Here is a 21,830-nt window from a genome sequence, read left to right as displayed (position 1 = left end):
AGGCCCTCACCCTCTTCACCATCGCCATCGCCGCCGCCGAGATCGGCATCGGCCTGGCGATCGTCCTCGCCGTGTACCGCAACCGCGGCACCTCGGACATCGACCGGCTCCGCGACACCGCCGAGGGCCACGAGAGCCCCACGGCCGACGACGGCGACGCCTCCACCCCAGGCACCCTCACCACCGGCACTTCCACCACCGACGGGACCGAGAAGGCTGAGGCCACCGCGTGACCACGACCACCCTCGCCGTCCTCGTCCCCCTCCTTCCCTTCCTGGGCGCCGTCGCCGGGCTGCTCCTCGGCCGCACCGCCCCCGGCTTCGTCCGCCCGCTCGCCGTCCTGCCCGTCCTCACCTCCCTCGTGCTGGCCGCCCTCGTCGCCGTACGCCAGGGCGGGGACGCCGCCGTCGATGCGGCCACCGAACTCACCCCCACCGGCTCGGTCCCGATCGAACTGGCCCTGCACATCGACGGCTTCGCCGCGCTGGTCGCCGCCCTGGTCTGCCTGGTCGCCGGCTGCGTGCAGATCTACTCGACCGGCTACCTCCGCGACGACCCCCGCTACCCCTCCTACGCCGCGCTCGTCTCCCTCTTCACCTCCGCGATGCTGCTCGTCGTCTACACCGGCGACCTGATCGTGCTGCTGGTCGGCTGGGAGGTCATGGGCATCTGCTCCTACTTCCTCGTCGGCCACTACTGGGAGACCCCGGAGGCCCGCGCCGCCTCGATCAAGGCGTTCCTCGTCACCAAGCTCGGAGACGTCCCCTTCCTCCTCGGTCTCTTCGCGCTCGCCACCGACACCGGCTCCTTCCGGATCACGAAGGTCCTCGCCACGGTTGAGCAGGGCGGACTCGACCATCCGACGCTCATCGCCCTGCTGCTCCTGGCGGGCGTGGCCGGCAAGTCGGCGCAGTTCCCGCTGCACACCTGGCTGCCCGACGCGATGGCGGGCCCGACCCCCGTCTCCGCGCTGATCCACGCCGCGACGATGGTCGCCGCCGGTGTCTACTTCGTCGCCCGTCTCCTCCCGGTGTTCGAGGCGTCGCAGGCCGCGATGGTCGTCCTCGCCGTGATGGCGGCCGTCACCATGGTCGGCTCGGGCCTCGCCGCGCTCGCCCAGGACGACATCAAGCGCGTCCTCGCCTACTCGACGATCGGCCAGCTCGGCTACATGACCGGCGCCCTCGCCGTGGGCGACCGGGGTGCCGCCGTCTTCCACCTCCTCTCGCACGGCGCCTTCAAGGGCCTGCTGTTCCTCGCGGCCGGCGTGATCATCCACGCCGCCGGCACCAACTCGCTGGCCGCCATGTCCCGCATGAGCCATCTGCGCGACCGTGTGCCCGACGCCTTCTGGACGATGACCGTGGCGCTCCTCGCGCTCGCCGCGATCCCGCCGTTCAGCGGCTTCTTCTCCAAGGAGTCCGTCCTCGGCGCCGCCGAGCACGTCACGACCGGCCACACCGAGCACGCGCCCGGCGCCGCGGGCTGGCTGATCCTCGTCTCCGGCCTGCTCACCGCCCTCCTCACCGCCGCCTACGCGGCTCGCCTGTGGCTGCTCGCCTTCCGCGGCCGGGGCGCCGAGGCCCCCGACCACGGCCGCCAGCCGCTGTCCATGACCGTCGTGCTGTGGGTGCTCGCCGTCCCCTCCCTCGCGCTCGGCGGGCTCGCCTACCGCACGCTGCCCGACTGGTTCGACGGCGGCGACCTCGCGCCCACCCTGGTCACCTCGGTGATCGGCACCGGCGTGGCCCTGGCCGGCGGGATCGTCACCTACGCGGCCTGGCGCCACCTCACCGCGCTCACCGCCGTCACCCCGCTCGGCGCGGTCGCCGCCCACCCCGACAGCGACGCGGGCCGGATCGAGGCCGAGGCGATCGCCACCCACGCGCCCGCGTACGGAGACGTGGCCTCCGCACCCGACCCGGCCGACCCCGGGCGGCTCCTGCTCGGCCCGCTGCACCGCCACGCGGCCGTCGGCTTCCACCTCGACGCGGTCTACGGGGCGCTGTTCGTCCGCCCGGTCCAGGCCGCCGCGAGCCTCGTGCGGTTCCTCGACCGCGAGGTCGTCGACACCTACGTACGCGGTGCGGGCACCCTGCCCCGCTGGCTCGGCATCGCCGTACGGCGGGCCCAGACCGGCAACGTCCAGACCTATGTGAGCGCGCTGCTCGCCAGCACCGTCGTCCTGGCGGTCGCCGCCCTTCTCGTCGCCTCGGGAGCGTGAGCAGGCGTGATCGATATCAACGAGTCCGTGATGCAGTTCCTTCTGGCGTTCGTCGTCGTCGGCCCGCTCCTGGGCGCCGCCGCGGCCCTGCTGCCCGCCCCGCCCGGACTGAAGGGGAAGTCGCCCGAGCAGGCCGTGCTCCGGCACGGCGTCACGGTCACCGGTGTGATCCTCGCCGCCGCGATCGTCCTCACGGCCGGCTTCGACCACGACCAGCCCTCGAAGATGCAGGCCGGCACGGACATCAGATGGATTCCCGCACTCGACGTGCGCATCCACCTCGGCATCGACGGCATCTCCCTCCCCCTTCTGGTCCTGACCGCGCTGCTGACCTTCCTCTGCGCGCTCTACTCGTACTTCAAGATGCCCGCGGGCCCGACCCCGAAGGCTTTCGTCGCCCTGCTGCTCGTCCTGGAGTCCGGCACCCTCGCCACCTTCGCCGTCCTCGACCTGCTGCTGTTCTTCCTCGCCTTCGAGATGGTCCTGATCCCGATGTACTTCCTCATCGCCCGCTGGGGCGGCGAGGGCCGGGCCGGCGCGGCGATGAAGTTCATCCTGTACACGCTGCTCGGATCCGTCGTCATGCTGCTCGGCCTGCTCCTGATCGGAATCAAGGCGGGCACCTTCGACATGGTGGCACTCGCCACTGACAACGGCCGGTCGCTGACCGCATCCGTGCAGGTCATCGCCGTTCTGGCGATCGGTCTCGGGCTCGCGGTCAAGACCCCGATGTGGCCCCTGCACAGTTGGCTGCCCGACGCCCACACCGCCGCCCCGACCGTCGGCTCGGTCCTGCTGGCCGGCCTCCTGCTCAAGATGGGTACGTACGGGTTCGTCCGGATTATCCTCCCGATCGCGCCCGCCGGCTTCCACACCTTCGCGCCCTACCTCGCCGCCTTCGCCGTCGTAGGGATCATCTATGGCTCCCTGGCCTGCCTGGCCCTCGCCAAGAAGGGCGCGAAGGGCGACCTCAAGCGCCTGATCGCCTACTCCTCCGTCGGCCACATGGGCTTCGTCCTGCTCGGCATCGCCTCCACCACCCCGACCGGAGTCAACGGCGCCCTGTTCGCCAACATCGCCCACGGCCTCATCACCGGCCTGCTCTTCTTCCTGGTCGGAGCCCTGAAGGACCGCACGGGCACCACCGACCTCGACACCCTCGCCGAACAGTCCGGCGCCGCCCTGTACGGCAAGGCGCCCCGCCTCGGCGGCCTGCTCGCCTTCGCCGCCGTCGCCTCGCTCGGCCTGCCCGGCCTGGCCGGGTTCTGGGGCGAGATGCTCGCGATGTTCGGCGCGTTCGACCCCGCCGCAGGACTCAGCCGCCCCGCCTTCCTCACGTTCACCGCGATCGCCGCGTTCGGCACGCTCCTCACGGCCGCCTACCTGCTCGTCGTGGTCCGACGCGTGTGCATGGGCAGCCTTCCGCAGGACGCCCCGAAGCTCGCCGACGTCCAGAGTTACGAGTTCGCGGCCTGGACCCCGCTCGTCGCCCTCACCGTCGTCGCCGGCCTGTGGCCCAAGGCCCTCCTCGGCCTGACCGACCCCGCCGTGCAGCAGCTCCTCGCAGGAGGCACCCGATGAGCGCCCCGGCCCAGCCCCTCGCCGCGTCGCTGGTCCAGTCCGTCGACTGGCTCGCCATCGCCCCGCCGACCCTCGCGGCCGTGGTCGCCCTCGCCGTCCTCGTCGCCGACCTGTTCCTGAGCGAATCCAGGAAGCCGCTGCTCGGCTGGTTCTCGGTCGCGGGCCTCGCCGCCGCCACAGCCCTGCTGCTGCCCCTCCTGGACGGCGACCGCTCCACGTTCTGCCTGAACGGCGACCCGGCCGTGTGCAGCTACACCGCCGACCGCTTCACCCTCGTCATCCAGTTCCTCGTCCTCGGCGGAGCCCTCCTGGCGGCCCTGCTGTCGGTCACCGCCCTCAAGGACGCCCGCGGCCGACTCCCCGAAGGCGAGTTCTGGTTCCTGCTGCTGTCCTCCGCCGCCGGCGCCGCCCTGCTGCCCGCCTCCCGCGACCTCGCCACCCTCGTCGTCGCCCTGGAGGTCGCCTCCCTGCCCGCGTTCGCCCTCGTCGGCCTGCGCCACGGCGACCGCAGGTCCTCCGAGGCGGCCCTGAAGTTCTTCCTGTCCTCCGTCACCGCGACCGCCGTCAGCCTGATGGGCATCAGCTTCGTCTACGCGACGACCGGCACCCTGTACCTCACGCAGATCGCCGAGCGCATCCAGCACGTCGACGGCCGATTCGACACCCTCGCCCAGACCGGCGTGGTCCTCACCCTGGTCGGCTTCGCCTTCAAGACCGCCGCCGTGCCCTTCCACTTCTGGGTCCCCGACACCTACACCGGCGCCCCGCTCCCAGTCGCCGCCTATCTGTCGGTCGTCGGCAAGGCGGTCGGCTTCTCCGGCCTCATCCTCGTCACCGTCGTCGGCCTGCCGTCCTACGCCGACGTCTGGGGCCCCGCCCTGGCCGCCCTCGCCGCGCTCACCATGACCGTCGGCAACGTCGGCGCCCTCCGCCAGCAGGCCACACGCGCGTACAGCGCCGTACGCCTGCTCGCCTGGTCCTCGGTCGGACAGGCCGGCTACCTCCTCGTCCCGATCGCCGCCGCCGCGTACTCCGACGACGCCGAACACGCCGTGGGCTCCACACTCGCGTACGCCCTCATGTACGCCGCCGTGAACCTGGGCGCCTTCGCCGTCGCCGCCCTGGTCGGCCGTACGAGCCCGCGGAACCGCCTCACGGACTACCGCGGCCTCTACGCCAGGAACCCGCTCTCCGCGCTCCTCCTCGCCTTCTTCCTGCTCTGCCTCGCCGGACTCCCGCCGGGCGTCATCGGTCTCTTCGCGAAGGTCACCGTCTTCGCGGCGGCCGTCGACGCCGGCCTCGGCTGGCTCGCCGTCGTCATGGCCGTCAACGTGGTGATCGCGCTCTCCTACTACCTCCGGTGGACGAGCCTGCTGTTCCGCGCCCCCGAGGGCGAAACGGCGAGACACCGCGTGCCCGCACCCCTCACCGCCGCGATCGCCCTCACCGCGGTCATCGGCATCGTCCTCTCCGGCGCCCCCCAGCTCGCCCTGCGCTTCGCCGACACCGGCCTCTTCTGACCCGAGCACCGGCCACGCGCCGCCGCACGCCGTCCGGCCCCCTCGCACGCTGCCCACGCGCGCGTACGGCCCCGCCGTCACCCGGACGGCCCACACCCGCGCCCGTCTGCACAAGGGAACTAGTGGCCTCCGCCTGGCGTTGACCAGTACGGGAGGGTCCACTGGACGTGGCATCACGAGACCAGGGCCACCGGAGAACAGCACAGATCCGCAAGCAAAGGGTTCCCCTGCTGCACGACTTGGAGGGCGTACCGTGCACCGCCGGCACAACGGGCTCAGGACCGCAGTACTCCTCGGGGGACTGTCCGCGCTCATCATCGTCATCGGCAGCTTCTTCGGCCGCGCCGGACTCGTCGTCGCGGTCGTGATCGCGCTCGGCACGAACGCGTACGCGTACTGGAACAGCGACAAGCTGGCACTGCGCGCCATGCGCGCCCGCCCGGTCAGCGAGTTCGAGGCACCGGCCCTCTACCGGATGGTCCGCGAACTCTCCAACCAGGCCCGCCAGCCCATGCCCCGCCTGTACATCTCCCCGACGGAGGCGCCCAACGCCTTCGCGACCGGCCGCAACCCGCGCAACGCCGCCGTGTGCTGCACGGAAGGCATCCTGCGCATCCTCGACGAGCGTGAACTGCGCGCCGTCATCGGCCACGAACTCAGCCACGTCTACAACCGGGACATCCTCATCTCCTCGGTGGCGGGCGCCCTCGCCTCCGTGATCATGTTCCTCGTCAACTTCGCCTGGCTGATCCCGATCGGCCGCTCCAACGACGACGACGGCCCCGGCATCCTGGGCATGCTCCTCATCATGATCCTGGGACCCCTGGCGGCCACCCTCATCCAGCTCGCCATCAGCCGCTCCCGCGAGTACGAGGCGGACGCCTCCGGTGCCCAGCTCACCGGCGACCCGCTCGCCCTCGCCAGCGCGCTGCGCAAGCTGGACGCCGGTACCAAGCAGCTCCCGCTGCCCCCCGAGCCCCGTATCGAGACCGCGAGCCACATGATGATCGCGAACCCCTTCCGTCCCGGTCAGGGCATGTCCAAGATGTTCTCTACGCACCCGCCGATGGCGGAACGCATCGCCCGGCTGGAGAAAATGGCAGGTCGACCGCAGTGAAGACCATCCTGAACGTCATCTGGCTCGTCCTGAGCGGCTTCTGGCTGTTCCTCGCCTACCTGCTGGCGGGCCTGCTGCTCTGCATCACCATCATCGGCATCCCGTTCGGCATCGCGGCGTTCCGCATCGGCATCTACGCCCTCTGGCCGTTCGGCTACACGACCGTCGAGCGCCGTGACGCCGGTGCCGCCTCCTGCGTCGGCAATGTGCTCTGGCTGGTGCTGGCCGGCTGGTGGCTGGCCATCGGACACATCGTCACCGGCATCGCCCTGTGCCTCACCCTCATCGGAATCCCGTTCGGCATCGCGAACTTCAAGATGATCCCGATCTCGCTGTTCCCGCTGGGCCGCGAGATCGTGCCCTCGGACGAGCCGTTCGCCGGGCGCTGACCGGCCACTGACCGTGGGCTGATCGGGTACCAGGGAGCCGCTGGCACACCGGGGTCCCCCGCAGGGGTGGCCCGGTTGTCCACAGCGGGGCGGCCGTCCACAGGCCGGCCCGATTGTCAGTGGCGCCGTGCACCATGAACGCATGACCGAGAACGAGCAGTTGCTGGCGAGGGTGGCGGCCAAGGCGGCCACCACCCGCCCCTGGGGCTGGCCCTCACTCCCCGATCCCGCGGACGCCGCCACCCTGGCCCGCGCCGAGTCCGCCCTCGGATTCCGCCTGCCCCCGCTCCTCGCCGACCTCTATCTGCGCACGGGGGACGGCGGGTTCGGCCCGGAGTACGGCCTGCTGCCCCTGCTCGACAGCGCCCCCGCCGGCGAACCCTCCGCCGTCAGCCAGTACCTCGCCCAGCGCAGGAGCGGCCAGGAGGACCCCGAGTGGCCCTGGCCCGAGGGCGTCCTGCCGATATCCCACTGGGGCTGCGGGATGTACGCGTGCGTGGACTGCCACTCCCCGCAGGCGACGGTCCTGCTCTTCGAACCCAACCCCGGCGACCCCGACCAGGCATGGTTCATCGACGCCCCCGGCCTCACCGACTGGCTCAACGCCTGGCTCGACGGCACCGGCTGGTACGACGTCCCGGACGAGGGGCTGGAGATGGCCCCGTGGACGGAGTTCCGGATACGCGTGGCGCCCGCGCAGGAACGGGAACAGGGGCTGGGCACAGGTCGGGATCAGGCTCAGGGGGCGGCGGGCGCTACGCCGTAGCCGCCGGGGCCGCGCGCCACGCCCCTACCGCGACCCGGACCCGCCGCCCGCCCACCGTCGCCGGACTCCGTACGCGACCACACCCACCGCCAGCACAGCCGTCCCCACGACGACGGAGGTCGCCGGCAGCGCGAACGCCAGCACCAGGCACCCGGCCAAGCCCACCACCGGCAGCGCGCGGGAAGCGGGAGACGGATCCAGGGTCCAGGCCGAGGCGTTGGCCACGGCGTAGTACACCAGCACACCGAAGGAGGAGAAGCCGATCGCGCCCCGCACGTCCACCGTGGCGGCGAGGACCGCGACCACCGCGCCCACGGCGAGTTCGGCGCGGTGCGGTACCCGGAAACGCGGATGCACGGCAGCCAGGGCGCCCGGCAGATGGCGGTCCCGGGCCATGGCCAGGCAGGTGCGCGAGACGCCCAGGATCAGGGCGAGCAGCGAACCCAGCGCGGCCACGGCCGCCCCGACCCGGACCACCGGAACCAGCCCCGGTACCCCAGCGGCCCGCACCGCGTCCGCCAACGGCGCCTCGGCCCGGCCCAGGGCGCCCGCGCCCAGCACGGAAAGGACGGCGACCGCCACACACGCGTACACGACCAGCGTGATGCCCAGGGCCAGGGGGATCGCGAGGGGAATCGTGCGCGCCGGATCGCGCACCTCCTCGCCGAGAGTCGCGATGCGCGCGTACCCGGCGAACGCGAAGAACAGCAGACCGGCGGCCTGAAGCACCCCGCCGGCACCGCCCGAGGCCCCGATGTCCAACCGCCCCGCGTCGGACGTCCCGGAACCCAGACACACCACGACCACGGAAGCGAGGACAGCCAGGACCACCGCCACGATCATCCGCGTCAGCCAGGCCGACTTCTGGACGCCGCCGTAGTTCACCGCCGTCAGCGCCACCACGGCCGCGACCGCCACCGCGTGCGCCTGCCCGGGCCAGAGGTACGCCCCGACGGTCAGGGCCATCGCGGCGCAGGAGGCCGTCTTGCCGACGACGAAGGACCAGCCGGCCAGGTAACCCCAGAACGCCCCCAGACGCTCGCGCCCGTACACGTAGGTGCCGCCCGAGGCCGGGTACCGGGCGGCGAGCCGTGCCGACGACATGGCGTTGCAGTAGGCGATCAGTGCGGCGAGGGCGAGCCCGGGGAGCAGCCCGGAACCGCCCGCGGCCGCGGCGGGACCGAGGGCGGCGAAGACGCCCGCCCCGATCATCGAGCCGAGCCCGATGACGACGGCGTCGCCGACGCCGAGGGTCCGTCGCAGCCGAGGGGAGGATCCGGACCCTGTCATGCCCCGCACCTTACTGACCGGCAGGAACCGGCGGGGGGCGTCCTGACGTCGTGCACATCGACATGACATGAAGCGAGTACCGCCCGTCCGGAGCGAGCAAGATCACAGCGACCGGACAGTGAGGGCACAGCACGGAGGGGCAGGTTCAGGACATGGGCATCATCGGCTGGATCATCCTGGGGCTGTTGGCCGGAGTCATCGCCAAGGTCCTGCTGCCGGGGCGCGACCCGGGCGGCTTCATCGGAACGACGTTCATCGGCATCGCGGGGGCGTTCATCGGCGGCTGGATCTCGGCCCGCTGGCTGGACCACCCCATCAGCAAGGACTTCTACGACGGGGCCACCTGGGCCGCGGCGATCGGCGGCTCGCTGGTGCTGCTCATCGCCTACCGCATCCTCTTCGGCAACTCACGCGACTAGCGGACACGTGTGAACGGCAAACGAGAAGGGTGGGCACCCTCGGGCTCCGGGCCCGGGTACCCACCCTTCCCTGCCACCGGCTACCGGTAGTTCACGAACTGGAGCGCGAAGTCGAAGTCCTGGCCCTTCAGCAGGGCGATGACGGCCTGGAGGTCGTCGCGGCTCTTGGAGCTGACGCGGAGTTCGTCGCCCTGGACCTGGGCCTTGATGCCCTTGGGGCCCTCGTCGCGGATGAGCTTGGCGACCTTCTTCGCGTTGTCCTGGGAGATACCTTCCTTGATCTCCGCGAAGAGCTTGTACTCCTTGCCGGAGAGCTGGGGCTCGCCCGCCTCCAGGGCCTTCAGCGAGATCCCGCGCTTGATCAGCTTCGACTGGAAGACGTCGAGGACGGCGTTCACCCGGTCCTCGGAGTTCGCCTCCATCAGGATCTTCTCGCCGGACCACGAGATCGAGGCACCCACGCCCTTGAAGTCGTAGCGCTGCGAGATCTCCTTGGCGGCCTGGTTGAGGGCGTTGTCGACCTCCTGCCGCTCGACCTTCGAGACGATGTCGAAACTGGAGTCGGCCATGTCCTGTGGCTCCTTGTATCGGGGTATCGGGGTGCGTGTCGGCGTACGGTGGGGCGGCCGCCGAGCCCGGCGTGTACCCGGGCCGCATCCGGACAAGCCTAGCCACCCGAGCTGCTCCCGGCGCAGATCAATCCGGTGGCGAAGCACCCCTCGGCATCGGGTATTGTTTACGTCGTTGCCACGGAGCACCGCCGCAAAGCGGTTCGAACGGCAGCGAAACCCGGCGGTGTGCCCGAGCGGCCAAAGGGAGCAGACTGTAAATCTGCCGGCTCAGCCTTCCCAGGTTCGAATCCTGGCGCCGCCACGCTGAGAACGAAGGGCCCACCACCTGCTGCTACAGCAGGTGGCGGGCCCTTCGTCGTTTTGCGATGAGTGGTCGGCTCAGGCCCCGGTCGGGGGTTCGTCCGTTGGTTCTGGGGACTTTGCTTCGCGTTTTACGTCTGCCTCGATGTCGTTGCGGGGCTTGCCCTGTTCCTTGGCGTAGTCCGTGACCGCCGCCTGGACGTCGCGGGCGAGGTCGCGCCAGGCGCGCCAGGCGGTCTCGTAGGTGTCGGTCTGGGTCTCCGACCAAGGGGCGACGGTGGGCGCGCCGTAGGTGTCCCGCAGGTGAAGCACCCTCACGTGTGCCTCGTCGGCCGCGCGCTGCTTCTGGACGAGTTCCTCGAAGGTATGTGCCACCTTTCGGATGCTAGGGAGGCGGGGGCCGTTCCGCGCGGTGAGCGGGGCGTGCGTCGCGCGGAGGTACCCGGGTGGCCCACTGGGGCACACTGAGCCCATGTCCAGCCGTCGCAGAACCTGCCCCGAGTGCCGTCGCGAGATCGCCGTCGTCGCCGGACGGTTCGCCCGGCACGACCCGCCCGGCGCACGCGAGATCGGCCAACTGGTCTCCTGTGCCGGCTCCCGCCGTATGGCACAACTGGGGGCCGCGCAGCCCACGTTGGACGGGTACTCGGTGCCGGAGTTTCCCGGGCAGTTGTCCCTGTTTTAGGGCTTCCAGGGCTTCTCGGCCTCGTTCAGTTGCCCGCCACCGACTTCACCGCCACCGACACCGGTACCGGGCCGCCGATCAGTTCCAGGGTCAGGCCCGCCGTCGCCGGGGAGTCCAGGAGTTCCGCCAGCACCGCGGCCACGTCCTCGCGGGGCACCGGTCCCCGGCCCGTGTGCGCCTCCAGGCGGACCAGGCCCGTGCCGGGGTCGTCCGTGAGCGAGCCGGGGCGCAGGATCGTCCAGTCGAGGGACTTCTGCCGCTGCACATGGGCGTCCGCCTCGCCCTTGGCGCGCAGATAGACGTCGAAGACCTCACGGCCGTCGTGCTTCGGGTTCGCGCCCATCGACGACACGACCACGAACCGTCGTACGCCCGCCAGGACCGCCGCGTCCGCGAACAGCACTGCCGCGCCCTTGTCGACGGTGTTCTTGCGGGCCGTACCGCTGCCGGGACCGGCTCCCGCCGTGAACACCGCGGCGTCCGCTCCGCGCAGCCGCTCCGCGACCGCCTCGACCGACGCCGACTCCAGGTCCAGGACGACCGGTTCGGCTCCCGCCTCCCTCAGGTCGTCGGCCTGTTCGGGGTTGCGGATGATCCCCGCCACCTCGTCCCCGCGCGCGGCGAGCCGACGCTCCAGCAGCAGCGCGATCTGACCATGACCACCAGCGATGACAATGCGCATGCTTCCGACCGTACGCCCGGCCGTCGTCGTTCGCGCCCGCGCCGGACCGCGACCCAGCCGGGCGGCCCAAGCCCTCTACCTGTCTGCTCGGCGACTCCGCCCGACACAGCCCGCACCCCTACGACAACTCCCCCCGCCCCTGCCGAGGCAACCCCGCTTCCGTCGCCGTCGAAGAGCCCGCCGAGTTGCAGTACTCGCGGACCGCGCTCGTGCGGGCCACCACGCGGCCCCGGTGGATCACGATGCGGCTGTACGCAAGGGAGAGCGCCGCGGAGAGACGGTCGCCGCGGACCGCCAGCAGGTCCGCCGGGAAGCCCGCCTCGACCCGGACCTCGGGCAGCGCCAGCACCGCCCGCGCCGACGCGCTCACCGCGTCGTAGGCGTCCTCGGGGCGCAGGCCGTGGCGGGAGGCGAGCAGATAGGCGGCCTCCAGCGGGTCGCCGCGGCCGACGGGGTTGGAGACGTCCCGGAGCGCGCCGCTGCCCGCCGCCACCCGCACCCCGGCCGCGCGCAGCAGCCGTACGGGCGCCGTGCTGCGCTCCTGTGCGCCGCCCCAGCCGCCCCAGCCGTCCCCGCCGCCCCCACAACCCCCGCACCCGCCCTGCGGCAGGCACACCACGCTGATCCCGGCGGCGGCGAGCTGGTCGGCCGTGCGGCCGGCGGCCTCGGCCGGCAGACGGTCGAGGCCGCCGCAGGGGCTGAGGGTGACACCGGGGCGCAGGCCGCCCGCCATCGCGGCGAGCCGGGCCAGCCGCGCCGGATCGGCGGCGTCGGTGTGCAGGTCGACCGGGCAGCCGTGCTCGGAGGCGACCTCCAGGACGGCCTCCACGTACCCCGTGGGGTCCGGGTCCAGGTCCGGGCAGCCGCCCACCACCGCGGCGCCCATCTTCAGCGCGTCCCGCAGCATCGCGAGGCCGTCCGCGCCGGCCGCCCCCGTCAGCAGCCGCGGCACCGCCACCGCCGAGAGGTCCGCCAGACCGTGCAGCGAGCGCCGGGCCCGCAGGACGGCGGTCAGCGCGCCGAGGCCCTGGACGTCACCCACCCGCACATGGGCGCGCAACGCGGTCGCGCCGTGGCCGAGTTGCAGGAGCGCGGCCTCCGTGGCACGCCGCTGGACGTCCGGCGGGGCGTACGAGACGGGGCCGTCGGTGTCCGCCGACAGGGCGGTGTCGGGGTGGGCGTGGGGTTCGGCGGGCGCGGGCAGCAGGAGGTAGCCGCTCAGGTCCACGCGGGTGCCGGGGGAGCGGGCCGGGCCCGTGGCCAGGCTGCCGACCGTGCCGACCGCCTCGATACGGCCGCGGCTCAGCCGTACGTCCACGGTCCGGCCGTCCGTCAGACGGGCCCCGCACAACAGCAGGGCGCCCGGTTCGGGCGTGCCTCCCGGGACGCCGGACGAGGACGACCAGGGGGACGGCTGCGGCTGGCTGTCGGGCATCGCGCTCCAGGGAGATCGGGCACTGCGCGGGGGACGCAAGATCACACAGAGTGAGTCGAGCCTAGGGCGGGGGCCCGGCGCCGTCGGGGAGGAGCGCAATAGTCGTACCGGTGCGCCCCGGGAGCCGGGAGGGGCTCGTGAGGGCCGCGAGGGCTGGGGAAACGGCCTCCCGCGCGGCCGCGGCGGACCCCCGGAAACGGATTTGGGTGAACGGCTGCGGACCGTGTAATGTCTTCATCGCTCGCCCCAATAGCTCAGTCGGCAGAGCGTCTCCATGGTAAGGAGAAGGTCTACGGTTCGATTCCGTATTGGGGCTCTGGTGTGTGAGGTTCCCGTCGCGAGGCGGGACCTGATCACATCAAAGCGGTGTAGCTCAGTCGGTAGAGCAAGCGGCTCATAATCGCTGTGTCACCGGTTCAAGTCCGGTCACCGCTACTGACAGTAGCCGATTGCGGGGTCGGTCCTTCGATCGGCTACTCTTTCTTGCGTTAAATGTCCTATCCGTTCGTCAAGGAGCACTCACGTGGCTGCCACCGACGTCCGCCCGAAGATCACGCTGGCCTGCGTGGAGTGCAAGGAGCGGAACTACATCACCAAGAAGAACCGGCGTAACAACCCGGACCGACTGGAGATGAAGAAGCACTGCCCGCGTTGCAACGCGCACACCGCGCACCGCGAGACGCGATAAATCAGGCTCGTACGTGAGGCCGTCCCCGAGAGATCGGGGGCGGCCTCACGTCGTTGAAGGGCCCATACCGGCCAGTAGAGCTGTCAGCCAGCAGAGCTATCAGGAAGAGCCAGGAGGTGCCGAGCCCATGGCGCTCGACCAGTCCTTCGTGGGGCGGAGCTACCCGCCCACCGACCCGTACGAGGTGGGCCGGGAGAAGATCCGCGAGTTCGCGGAGGCCGTGGGGGACAGCAACCCGGTCTACACCGACCCGGAGGCCGCCAAGGCGCTCGGGTACGCCGATGTGATCGCCCCGCCGACCTTCGTGTTCTCCATCACCTTCAAGGCCGCGGGACAGGTCGTCCAGGACCCCCAGCTCGGCCTCGACTACAGCCGGGTGGTGCACGGCGACCAGAAGTTCGCCTACAAGCGCCCGGTGCGCGCCGGTGACCGGCTCACCGTGACCTCGACCATCGAGAACATCAAGTCGATGGCCGGCAACGACATCCTGGACATCCGCGGCGAGGTGCACGACGAGGCCGGCGAGCACGTCGTGACCGCCTGGACCAAGCTCGTGGCCCGCGCGGCCGAGGAGGCGTGAGACACCGATGACGGCCAGGATCGCTTACGCCGATGTCGAGATCGGCACCGAGCTGCCGGCGCGGACCTTCCCGGTGACCCGCGCCACGCTCGTGCAGTACGCGGGTGCCTCCGGGGACTTCAACCCCATCCACTGGAACGAGCGGTTCGCCAAGGAGGTGGGCCTCCCGGACGTCATCGCGCACGGCATGTTCACCATGGCCGAGGCGATCCGCGTGGTCACCGACTGGACCGGGGACCCGGGCGCGGTCGTCGACTACGGCGTGCGCTTCACCAAGCCCGTCGTCGTCCCGAACGACGACCAGGGCGCCGAGATCGAGGTCACCGGCAAGGTGGCGGCCAAGCTCGACGACAACACCGTGCGGGTCGACCTGACGGTGACCAGCGGCGGCCAGAAGGTGCTCGGGATGTCCCGGGCGGTCGTACGACTGGCCTGAGGACGAGGAAACGTGGTCCGGGTAAGGGGCGTTCTCCATTGCGGGGCGCCCCTTACTCGTACGCGTGCCAGCCCCCTTGACGTAGTTAGTGATTGAGCACTAACTTCATTCCATGGCCAGGATGAGTGCGGAAGAACGGCGTGAGAGCGTCATCCGGGCGGCGACGAGCGAGTTCGCCCGGGGCGGCTATCACGGCACCTCCACCGAGGCGATCGCCCGGCGGGTCGGTGTCTCGCAGCCGTATCTCTTCCGGCTCTTCCCGGGCAAGAAGGCGATCTTCCTCGCGGCCTCGGAGCGGTGCATGGCCGACTTCGTGCGCATGTTCGAGGAGGCGGCCGAGGGCCTTGAGGGCGAGGAAGCCGTCATGGCCATGGGGAACGCGTATGCGCAGGTCATCGTCGAGCAGCCCGAGCGGCTGATGATGCAGATGCAGACGTACCTCGCCGTGGCCGCCGCCGAGGCGGACGGCGACCGTGAGTTCGGCGAGGCCGTGCGGGCCGGATGGATGCGGCTGTGGGACACCGTTCATGTGCCGCTCGGCGCGGACGTGGACGAGACGACGACGTTCATGGCGTACGGCATGCTCATCAACTGCCTGGTCGCCATGGGGTTCGCACCCGAGCACCGGGTGTGGCAGGGGATCTACCCGGCGGCCCGCGCTCTGGGCCGACTGGAGAAGTAGCCGCAGGAAGCGCGTGCGCGGCAGTACGGGGGTCCGGGCAGTTTCATGGACTCAAAAGTTAGTCAGCGATTACTAACCAACGATCTCTCTGGGGGAGAGATGTCACAGGAAACGGCACAGCAGAGCACCCGGACCGCCCCGCGCGGGGGAGCCGCCTGGGCTCTCGTCATCACCGGGGCCGCCGGATTCATGGCGGCCCTCGACAACCTGGTCGTCACCACCGCCCTGCCCTCCATCCGCGAGGACCTCGGCGGGGCGCTGCACGATCTCGAATGGACCGTCAGCGCCTACACCCTCACCTTCGCCGTGCTGCTGATGTTCGGAGCGGCGCTCGGTGACCGGTTCGGACGGCGGCGTCTCTTCCAGGTCGGCCTGGTGATCTTCACGGGCGCCTCCGCCGCCGCGGCCATGGCACCCGGCATCGACTCCCTCATCGCCGCCCGCGCGGTGCAGGGCGTCGGCGCCGCGATCATGATGCCGCTGACCCTCACCCTGCTCACGGCCGCCGTGCCCGAGGCCAAGCGCGGGATGGCGTACGGGATCTGGGGCGCCGTCAACGGCCTCGCCGTGGCGTCCGGGCCGCTGATCGGCGGCAGCCTCACCGAGCATGTGTCCTGGCACTGGATCTTCTGGCTGAACGTCCCGCTGGGCCTCGCCCTCCTGCCGCTCGCCCGGCTGCGGCTCGCCGAGTCCTACGGCTCCGGCGCGCCCCTCGACATCCCCGGCACCCTGCTCGCCAGCGGCGGACTCTTCGGGATCGTCTACGGCCTGGTGCGCGGCCCGGCCGACGGCTGGACCAGCCCGGTCGTGCTGACCGGACTGTTCGCCGGCAGCGCCCTGCTCGCCGCCTTCGTGCTGCACGGCATCCGCGCCGCCAACCCCATGCTGCCGATGCGGCTGTTCCGCTCCCGGGCCTTCGCCGGCATCAACGCGGCCAGCCTGCTGATGTTCCTCGGCATGTTCGGCTCGATCTTCCTGCTCAGCCAGTACATGCAGGGCGTCCTCGGCTACTCGCCCACCGAGGCGGGCCTGCGGATGCTGCCCTGGACCGGGATGCCGATGCTCGTCGCGCCGATCGCCGGGATCCTCTCCGACCGGATCGGCGGACGGCCGGTCGTCGCCACCGGCCTCTTCCTCCAGGCCGCCGGGCTCGCCTGGATGGCCGGCGTGGTGACCGTCGACGTCTCCTACGCCGCCCAACTGCCCGGCCTGATCGTCAGCGGCATCGGCATGGCCCTGTTCTTCGCTCCCGCGTCCAACCTGGTGATGTCCAGCGTCCGCACCGAGGAGCAGGGCATCGCCTCCGGGGCCAACAACGCCCTGCGCGAGGTCGGCGGCGCCCTCGGCATCGCCGTCATGGGGTCGATCTTCGCCGCGCAGGGCGGCTACGAGAGCGCGCAGACGTTCGTGGACGGACTGCGGCCCGCCCTGGTCACCGGCGCGGCCGTGGTCGCCCTGGCCGCGATCGCGACCCTGTTCATCCCGTCGATGCGGCGGACCGGCAAGGGCGCGGCCACGGCGAATGCGGACCTTCCGGCCGGGCCCGCCGAGGGCCGGGTGCTGGAGGGCGCCGACCACTGAGCACGGCGTACGCGCACGGCGTACGCGCACGACGTCCGACGCCGCACCGCTCTCGAAGAAGCGCACACGCGTGTGGGGCCCCGCCGACACCGGCGGGGCCCCACACGCGCGTGCCGTGACCGGAGCCGCCCGCGCAGACCCGCGCCGGTCGGCGGTGTCGGCGGTGTCGGTGGGGTCTCGTAGGCTGGGGCGCGTGCTGGAACTCCACGACGCCCCGCTCGCCCCGCTGACCACCTTCCGGCTGGGCGGCCCCGCCACCCGGCTGGTGACCGCGACCACCGACGCCGAGGTGATCGCCGCCGTGCGCGCGGCCGACGCCGACGGCACACCGCTGCTGGTGATCGGCGGCGGCTCGAACCTGGTCATCGGCGACAAGGGCTTCGACGGCACCGCGCTGCGCATCGCCACCCGCGGCGTCGAACTGACCGGCACCCGCCTGGAGCTGGCCGCGGGCGAGGTGTGGACCGACGCCGTGGCCCGCACCGTCGAGGCCGGGCTCGCCGGAGTCGAGTGCCTCGCCGGCATCCCCGGCTCCGCCGGCGCGACCCCGATCCAGAACGTGGGGGCGTACGGCCAGGAGGTCTCCTCCACGATCACCGAGGTGATCGCCTACGACCGGCAGGCGGGGGAGACGGTCACGCTCTCCAACGCCGAGTGCGCCTTCTCCTACCGCCACAGCCGCTTCAAGGGCGACCCCGAGCGGTACGTCGTCCTGCGCGTGCGCTTCGAGCTGGAGGACGCCGGCGGACTGTCGGCGCCCCTGAAGTACGCCGAGACCGCCCGCGCGCTGGGCGTGGAGGCCGGCGACCGGGTCCCCCTCGCCGCCGCCCGCGAGACCGTGCTGAAGCTGCGGGCGGGGAAGGGGATGGTGCTGGACGCCGAGGACCACGACACCTGGTCCGCCGGCTCCTTCTTCACCAACCCGATCCTCACCGACGCCGACTTCGCGGCGTTCCACGCGCGCGTGCGGGAGCGCCTGGGCGAGGGCGTGGAGCCGCCCTCCTACCCGGCGGGCGACGGACACACCAAGACCTCCGCCGCCTGGCTGATCGACAAGGCCGGCTTCACCAAGGGCTACGGCAGCGGGCCCGCGCGGATCTCCACCAAGCACACCCTCGCCCTCACCAACCGGGGCGAGGCCACGACCGAGGACCTGCTCGCCCTCGCCCGCGAGGTCGTGGCGGGCGTCCGGGACGCCTTCGGGATCACGCTCGTCAACGAGCCGGTGATGGTGGGCGCCGGGCTGTAGCGCGGCCGCGCGCGAGCGGGGTTACGCGGCCAGCCAGTCGTCCACGCCCGCCAGCAGCTTCGCCTTGGTGTCCTGCGGCGCCGCCGAACCCCGGATCGACTGACGGGCCAGCTCCGCCAGCTCCGCGTCCGAGAAGTCGTGATGGCGGCGGGCGAAGTCGTACTGCGCGGCCAGCCGCGAGCCGAACAGCAGCGGGTCGTCCGCGCCCAGCGCCATCGGCACCCCGGCCTCGAACAGGGTGCGCAGGGGGACGTCGGCGGGCTTGTCGTAGACGCCCAGGGCCACGTTCGACGCCGGGCACACCTCGCACGTCACACCCCGGTCGGCCAGCCGCTTCAGCAGCCGGGGGTCCTCCGCCGCCCGCACCCCGTGCCCCAGCCGGTTCGCGTGCAGATCGTCCAGGCAGTCGCGGACCGAGGACGGACCGGTCAGCTCGCCGCCGTGCGGCGCGGACATCAGCCCGCCGTCCCGCGCGATGGCGAAGGCCCGGTCGAAGTCCCGCGCCATACCGCGCCGTTCGTCGTTCGACAGACCGAAGCCCACCACCCCGCGGTCGGCGTAGCGCACCGCGAGGCGGGCCAGGGTCCGGGCGTCCAGCGGATGCTTCATCCGGTTCGCCGCCACCAGCACGCGCATCCCGAGCCCGGTCTCCCGCGAGGCCGTCTCGACGGCGTCCAGGATGATCTCCAGCGCCGGGATCAGCCCGCCCAGCCGGGGCGCGTACGACGTCGGGTCGACCTGGATCTCCAGCCACCCGGAGCCGTCCCTGATGTCCTCCTCCGCCGCCTCCCGCACCAGACGCTGTATGTCCTCGGGCCGGCGCAGACAGGACCGCGCCGCGTCGTACAGCCGCTGGAAGCGGAACCAGCCCCGCTCGTCGGTGGCCCGCAGTCTCGGCGGCTCCCCGCTGGTCAGCGCCTCGGTCAGCGCGTCGGGCAGCCGCACGCCGTACTTGTCGGCCAGCTCCAGGACGGTCCCGGGCCGCATCGATCCGGTGAAGTGCAGATGCAGATGGGCCTTCGGCAGCTCAGAGACATCACGTACACGCTCCATCCAGGAATCCTGCCGTACGCCGCCGCCGTCCCGGTAGCCGATTCCCTGAACGGGGTCTTGCTCGCACGAAGAAACGGGCCGCCTCCCCCAGGAATCCCGAGGAATCCGAGGGGGAAACGGCCCGTACACGCGTGTGCGAGAAAAGAGAGGAAGCCGAGAAAGCGGGAGCTCAGTCCCTGGCCTCCGCCAGCAGCTTCTGGATCCGGCTCACGCCCTCGACGAGGTCCTCGTCACCGAGGGCGTACGACAGCCGCAGATAGCCCGGCGTGCCGAACGCCTCGCCCGGGACGACCGCGACCTCGGCCTCGTCCAGGATCAGCTCCGCCAGCTCGGTGCTGTTCTGCGGGCGCTTACCGCGGATCTCCTTGCCGAGCAGCGCCTTCACCGACGGGTACGCGTAGAACGCGCCCTCGGGCTCCGGGCACAGGACGCCGTCGATCTCGTTGAGCATCCGCACGATCGTCTTGCGGCGGCGGTCGAACGCCTCCCGCATCTTCTCCACGGCCGACAGATCGCCGGAGACGGCGGCCAGCGCGGCGACCTGGGCGACGTTCGAGACGTTCGACGTGGCGTGCGACTGGAGGTTCGTCGCGGCCTTCACGACGTCCTTCGGGCCGATGATCCACCCGACCCGCCAGCCGGTCATGGCGTACGTCTTGGCGACACCGTTGACCACGATGCACTTGTCGCGCAGCTCCGGCAGGATCGCGGGCAGCGAGGTGAACGTGGCGTCGCCGTAGACGAGGTGCTCGTAGATCTCGTCCGTCAGCACCCACAGGCCGTGCTCGACGGCCCAGCGGCCGATCGCCTCGGCGTCCTCGGCGCTGTAGACGGCGCCCGTCGGGTTGGACGGCGAGACGAACAGCACGACCTTCGTCTTCTCGGTGCGCGCCGCCTCCAACTGCTCGACCGAGACCCGGTAGCCGGTGGTCTCGTCGGCGACCACCTCCACCGGGACACCGCCGGCGAGACGGATGGACTCCGGGTACGTCGTCCAGTACGGCGCCGGGACGATGACCTCGTCGCCCGGGTCGAGGATCGCGGCGAACGCCTCGTAGATGGCCTGCTTGCCGCCGTTGGTCACCAGGATCTGCGCCGGGTCGACCTCGTAGTTCGAGTCGCGCAGGGTCTTCGCGGCGATCGCGGCCTTCAGCTCCGGAAGACCGCCCGCCGGCGTGTAGCGGTGGTACTTCGGGTTCTTGCACGCCTCGACGGCGGCTTCGACGATGTAGTCCGGGGTCGGGAAGTCCGGTTCGCCGGCGCCGAAGCCGATCACCGGACGCCCGGCGGCCTTGAGGGCCTTGGCCTTGGCGTCCACGGCGAGGGTGGCGGACTCGGAGATCGCGCCGATTCGGGCGGAGACCCGGCGCTCGGTGGGAGAGGTTGCAGCAGCGCTCATACGGCCCATGTTTTCAGACGGGTAACAGGCCCGGCACACGGGTTTCACCCATCGGGCAGTCGGCAGAACACCAGACGGAATCCGATCAAGACCACTTTCCGTTCGACGGGGCGCTTCGGACCACGTACACTCATCCGTCGTTGGCCTTGAACAGCCCTGCCTCCACCGGTGCACACCGAGCACCCGGCCGGATGCGGTAAGTTGGGGGACGCAACAAAGGGTCGTAGCTCAATTGGTAGAGCACTGGTCTCCAAAACCAGCGGTTGGGGGTTCAAGTCCCTCCGGCCCTGCTACACACACCTTCGCCAGGATGTGTGCGCATGTACGTACAGCAATGCACCGCCGTGCGGCTCAGACCGGGCGCGGCACGGCCACGACCCGGGAACAGGTGAGGACGAATGGCGGATGCCGTGGGCTCCATCGACACGCCTGATGCCCAGGACGAAGTGCCTGAGGCGAAGAAGAAGGGCCGCAAGGGCGGCAAGCGCGCCAAGAAGGGCCCGCTGAAGCGTCTCGCCCTCTTCTACCGCCAGATCGTGGCGGAACTCCGCAAGGTCGTCTGGCCCACGCGGAGTCAGTTGACCACTTACACGACCGTGGTGATCGTCTTCGTGGTCGTCATGATCGGCCTGGTGACCGTGATTGACTATGGACTCAGCCACGTCGCCAAGTACGTCTTCGGCTGAGCCAAGAGCGAAGGGCGCCGGGTGATCGGCGCCCCTTTCGCGTGTTCCACCCCTATGTATCCAGGAAGAAGCAGCCACGTGTCTGACCAGAACCTGAACGACGCCATCGAGCCCGACGACGTCGACGACGAGCTCGACATCGTCGAGGGCGCTGACGAGGACCTGGACGAGTTCGAGGCTGCCGACGCCGAGGCGGGCGAGCCGGCCGAGGAAGCCGCGCTCCACGTCGAGGACGAGGACGAGGACACCGAGGCGGCCGCCGAGGACGCGACCGAGGCCGAAGCCGACGTCGAGGTCGACGAGGCCGAGGCCGAGGAGGAAGAGCCGGCCGAGCCCGTCGACCCGGTCGCCGCCCTGCGTGAGGAACTGCGCACCCTCCCCGGCGAGTGGTACGTCATCCACACCTACGCCGGCTACGAGAACCGCGTGAAGACCAACCTGGAGCAGCGCGCCGTCTCGCTGAACGTCGAGGACTACATCTTCCAGGCCGAGGTGC

At 71.2% G+C, this 21,830-nt stretch carries 24 protein-coding genes and 4 tRNA genes; 21 read left to right on the top strand and 7 right to left on the bottom strand.

The annotated features are described in order from the left end of the window. The 7 genes from G6W55_RS33820 to G6W55_RS33790 form a co-directional block, all read left to right on the top strand. On the top strand, positions 1–233 hold a 233-nt coding region (locus G6W55_RS33820; RefSeq protein ID WP_175524499.1), incomplete at its 5' end, for an NADH-quinone oxidoreductase subunit K. Beyond that, entirely contained in the window at positions 230–2,224 is a 1,995-nt protein-coding gene (locus tag G6W55_RS33815) for an NADH-quinone oxidoreductase subunit L (protein WP_175524498.1), read from the top strand. The genes G6W55_RS33820 and G6W55_RS33815, both read left to right, overlap by 4 nt. 6 nt (positions 2,225–2,230) lie before the next feature. Then, positions 2,231–3,805 (top strand): NuoM family protein, encoded by a 1,575-nt coding sequence (locus G6W55_RS33810; protein WP_175524497.1) that lies wholly within the window; start codon positions 2,231–2,233, stop codon positions 3,803–3,805. Continuing rightward, positions 3,802–5,325 carry an NADH-quinone oxidoreductase subunit N gene (locus G6W55_RS33805; protein ID WP_175524496.1) on the top strand — a complete coding sequence of 508 codons (1,524 nt, stop codon included), beginning with the start codon at positions 3,802–3,804 and terminating at the stop codon, positions 5,323–5,325. Before G6W55_RS33810 ends, G6W55_RS33805 begins: the two co-directional genes overlap by 4 nt. A 253-nt stretch (positions 5,326–5,578) precedes the next feature. Next, positions 5,579–6,442, top strand: coding sequence for a zinc metalloprotease HtpX (gene htpX / locus G6W55_RS33800; protein WP_175524495.1), 864 nt, complete (start codon positions 5,579–5,581; stop codon positions 6,440–6,442). Then, a complete protein-coding gene (locus G6W55_RS33795) occupies positions 6,439–6,831 on the top strand; it encodes a YccF domain-containing protein (RefSeq protein WP_175524494.1) in 393 nt (130 codons plus the stop codon). The genes htpX and G6W55_RS33795 overlap by 4 nt, the downstream gene beginning before the upstream one ends. 142 nt (positions 6,832–6,973) lie before the next feature. Beyond that, positions 6,974–7,597 (top strand): SMI1/KNR4 family protein, encoded by a 624-nt coding sequence (locus G6W55_RS33790; RefSeq protein WP_175524493.1) that lies wholly within the window; start codon positions 6,974–6,976, stop codon positions 7,595–7,597. 24 nt (positions 7,598–7,621) lie between these two features. Here the strand turns inward: G6W55_RS33790 and G6W55_RS33785 are convergent, their stop codons facing one another. After that, on the bottom strand, positions 7,622–8,887 hold the full coding sequence (locus G6W55_RS33785) for an APC family permease (RefSeq protein WP_175524492.1): 1,266 nt from the start codon (positions 8,885–8,887) through the stop codon (positions 7,622–7,624). Positions 8,888–9,039: 152 nt separating this feature from the next. On the opposite strand from G6W55_RS33785, the gene G6W55_RS33780 reads away from it, so the two are divergent. Beyond that, complete coding sequence (locus G6W55_RS33780) at positions 9,040–9,306, top strand: GlsB/YeaQ/YmgE family stress response membrane protein (protein ID WP_175524491.1); 267 nt, start codon at positions 9,040–9,042, stop codon at positions 9,304–9,306. Positions 9,307–9,386: 80 nt separating this feature from the next. Here the strand turns inward: G6W55_RS33780 and G6W55_RS33775 are convergent, their stop codons facing one another. Further along, positions 9,387–9,875 carry a YajQ family cyclic di-GMP-binding protein gene (locus G6W55_RS33775; RefSeq protein ID WP_030788376.1) on the bottom strand — a complete coding sequence of 163 codons (489 nt, stop codon included), beginning with the start codon at positions 9,873–9,875 and terminating at the stop codon, positions 9,387–9,389. Positions 9,876–10,097: 222 nt separating this feature from the next. On the opposite strand from G6W55_RS33775, the gene G6W55_RS33770 reads away from it, so the two are divergent. Beyond that, a tRNA-Tyr gene (locus G6W55_RS33770) sits at positions 10,098–10,179 on the top strand. A 77-nt stretch (positions 10,180–10,256) separates the two neighbouring features. Here G6W55_RS33770 and G6W55_RS33765 read toward each other — a convergent pair. Next, positions 10,257–10,553: a hypothetical protein gene (locus G6W55_RS33765; RefSeq protein WP_175524490.1), complete on the bottom strand. Its 297-nt coding sequence runs from the start codon at positions 10,551–10,553 to the stop codon at positions 10,257–10,259. Positions 10,554–10,650: 97 nt separating this feature from the next. Between G6W55_RS33765 and G6W55_RS33760 the strand changes: the two genes are divergently transcribed. Continuing rightward, positions 10,651–10,863, top strand: a complete 213-nt coding sequence (locus G6W55_RS33760; protein WP_175524489.1) for a hypothetical protein — start codon at positions 10,651–10,653, stop codon at positions 10,861–10,863. 25 nt (positions 10,864–10,888) lie between these two features. Here G6W55_RS33760 and G6W55_RS33755 read toward each other — a convergent pair whose 3' ends face one another. Next, on the bottom strand, positions 10,889–11,545 hold the full coding sequence (locus G6W55_RS33755; RefSeq protein ID WP_175524488.1) for an SDR family oxidoreductase: 657 nt from the start codon (positions 11,543–11,545) through the stop codon (positions 10,889–10,891). Between the two features lie 118 nt (positions 11,546–11,663). After that, the gene (locus tag G6W55_RS33750) at positions 11,664–12,980 is read right to left on the bottom strand and encodes an amidohydrolase family protein (RefSeq protein WP_175524487.1); all 1,317 of its coding nucleotides are present in this window, start codon (positions 12,978–12,980) and stop codon (positions 11,664–11,666) included. A 243-nt stretch (positions 12,981–13,223) separates the two neighbouring features. On the opposite strand from G6W55_RS33750, the gene G6W55_RS33745 reads away from it, so the two are divergent. The 8 genes from G6W55_RS33745 to G6W55_RS33710 all read left to right on the top strand — a co-directional run bounded on the left by G6W55_RS33745 (position 13,224) and on the right by G6W55_RS33710 (position 18,196). After that, positions 13,224–13,296: transfer RNA gene (locus G6W55_RS33745), tRNA-Thr, on the top strand. A 46-nt stretch (positions 13,297–13,342) separates the two neighbouring features. Further along, positions 13,343–13,415 (top strand) — tRNA-Met (locus G6W55_RS33740). An 88-nt stretch (positions 13,416–13,503) separates the two neighbouring features. Continuing rightward, positions 13,504–13,668 (top strand): 50S ribosomal protein L33, encoded by a 165-nt coding sequence (rpmG, locus tag G6W55_RS33735; protein ID WP_003948671.1) that lies wholly within the window; start codon positions 13,504–13,506, stop codon positions 13,666–13,668. Between the two features lie 127 nt (positions 13,669–13,795). Next, positions 13,796–14,248 carry a MaoC family dehydratase N-terminal domain-containing protein gene (locus tag G6W55_RS33730; protein ID WP_030788359.1) on the top strand — a complete coding sequence of 151 codons (453 nt, stop codon included), beginning with the start codon at positions 13,796–13,798 and terminating at the stop codon, positions 14,246–14,248. 7 nt (positions 14,249–14,255) lie between these two features. Next, positions 14,256–14,684, top strand: coding sequence for a MaoC family dehydratase (locus G6W55_RS33725; RefSeq protein ID WP_030788356.1), 429 nt, complete (start codon positions 14,256–14,258; stop codon positions 14,682–14,684). Between the two features lie 112 nt (positions 14,685–14,796). Then, entirely contained in the window at positions 14,797–15,366 is a 570-nt protein-coding gene (locus G6W55_RS33720) for a TetR/AcrR family transcriptional regulator (protein WP_030788354.1), read from the top strand. Positions 15,367–15,465: 99 nt separating this feature from the next. Then, positions 15,466–16,947 carry an MFS transporter gene (locus G6W55_RS33715; protein ID WP_175524486.1) on the top strand — a complete coding sequence of 494 codons (1,482 nt, stop codon included), beginning with the start codon at positions 15,466–15,468 and terminating at the stop codon, positions 16,945–16,947. A 193-nt stretch (positions 16,948–17,140) separates the two neighbouring features. Beyond that, positions 17,141–18,196 (top strand): UDP-N-acetylmuramate dehydrogenase, encoded by a 1,056-nt coding sequence (locus tag G6W55_RS33710; RefSeq protein WP_175524485.1) that lies wholly within the window; start codon positions 17,141–17,143, stop codon positions 18,194–18,196. A 21-nt stretch (positions 18,197–18,217) separates the two neighbouring features. Here the strand turns inward: G6W55_RS33710 and G6W55_RS33705 are convergent, their stop codons facing one another. Next, positions 18,218–19,249, bottom strand: a complete 1,032-nt coding sequence (locus G6W55_RS33705; protein ID WP_078634519.1) for an adenosine deaminase — start codon at positions 19,247–19,249, stop codon at positions 18,218–18,220. A 169-nt stretch (positions 19,250–19,418) separates the two neighbouring features. After that, positions 19,419–20,657: a pyridoxal phosphate-dependent aminotransferase gene (locus G6W55_RS33700; RefSeq protein WP_175524484.1), complete on the bottom strand. Its 1,239-nt coding sequence runs from the start codon at positions 20,655–20,657 to the stop codon at positions 19,419–19,421. 208 nt (positions 20,658–20,865) lie between these two features. Between G6W55_RS33700 and G6W55_RS33695 the strand changes: the two genes are divergently transcribed. The 3 genes from G6W55_RS33695 to G6W55_RS33685 all read left to right on the top strand — a co-directional run. Continuing rightward, positions 20,866–20,938, top strand: a tRNA-Trp gene (locus tag G6W55_RS33695). Positions 20,939–21,046: 108 nt separating this feature from the next. Beyond that, positions 21,047–21,334, top strand: coding sequence for a preprotein translocase subunit SecE (gene secE / locus G6W55_RS33690; RefSeq protein ID WP_030788344.1), 288 nt, complete (start codon positions 21,047–21,049; stop codon positions 21,332–21,334). 78 nt (positions 21,335–21,412) lie between these two features. Beyond that, on the top strand, positions 21,413–21,830 hold a 418-nt coding region (locus G6W55_RS33685; RefSeq protein WP_309243871.1), incomplete at its 3' end, for a transcription termination/antitermination NusG family protein.

The sequence above is a fragment of the Streptomyces sp. CAI-85 genome (assembly GCF_013363615.1).
GTDB lineage: Bacteria > Actinomycetota > Actinomycetes > Streptomycetales > Streptomycetaceae > Streptomyces > Streptomyces antibioticus_B.
The sequence above is the reverse complement of the archived record's forward strand: the minus strand, read 5'-3'. Positions and strand labels throughout refer to the sequence as shown.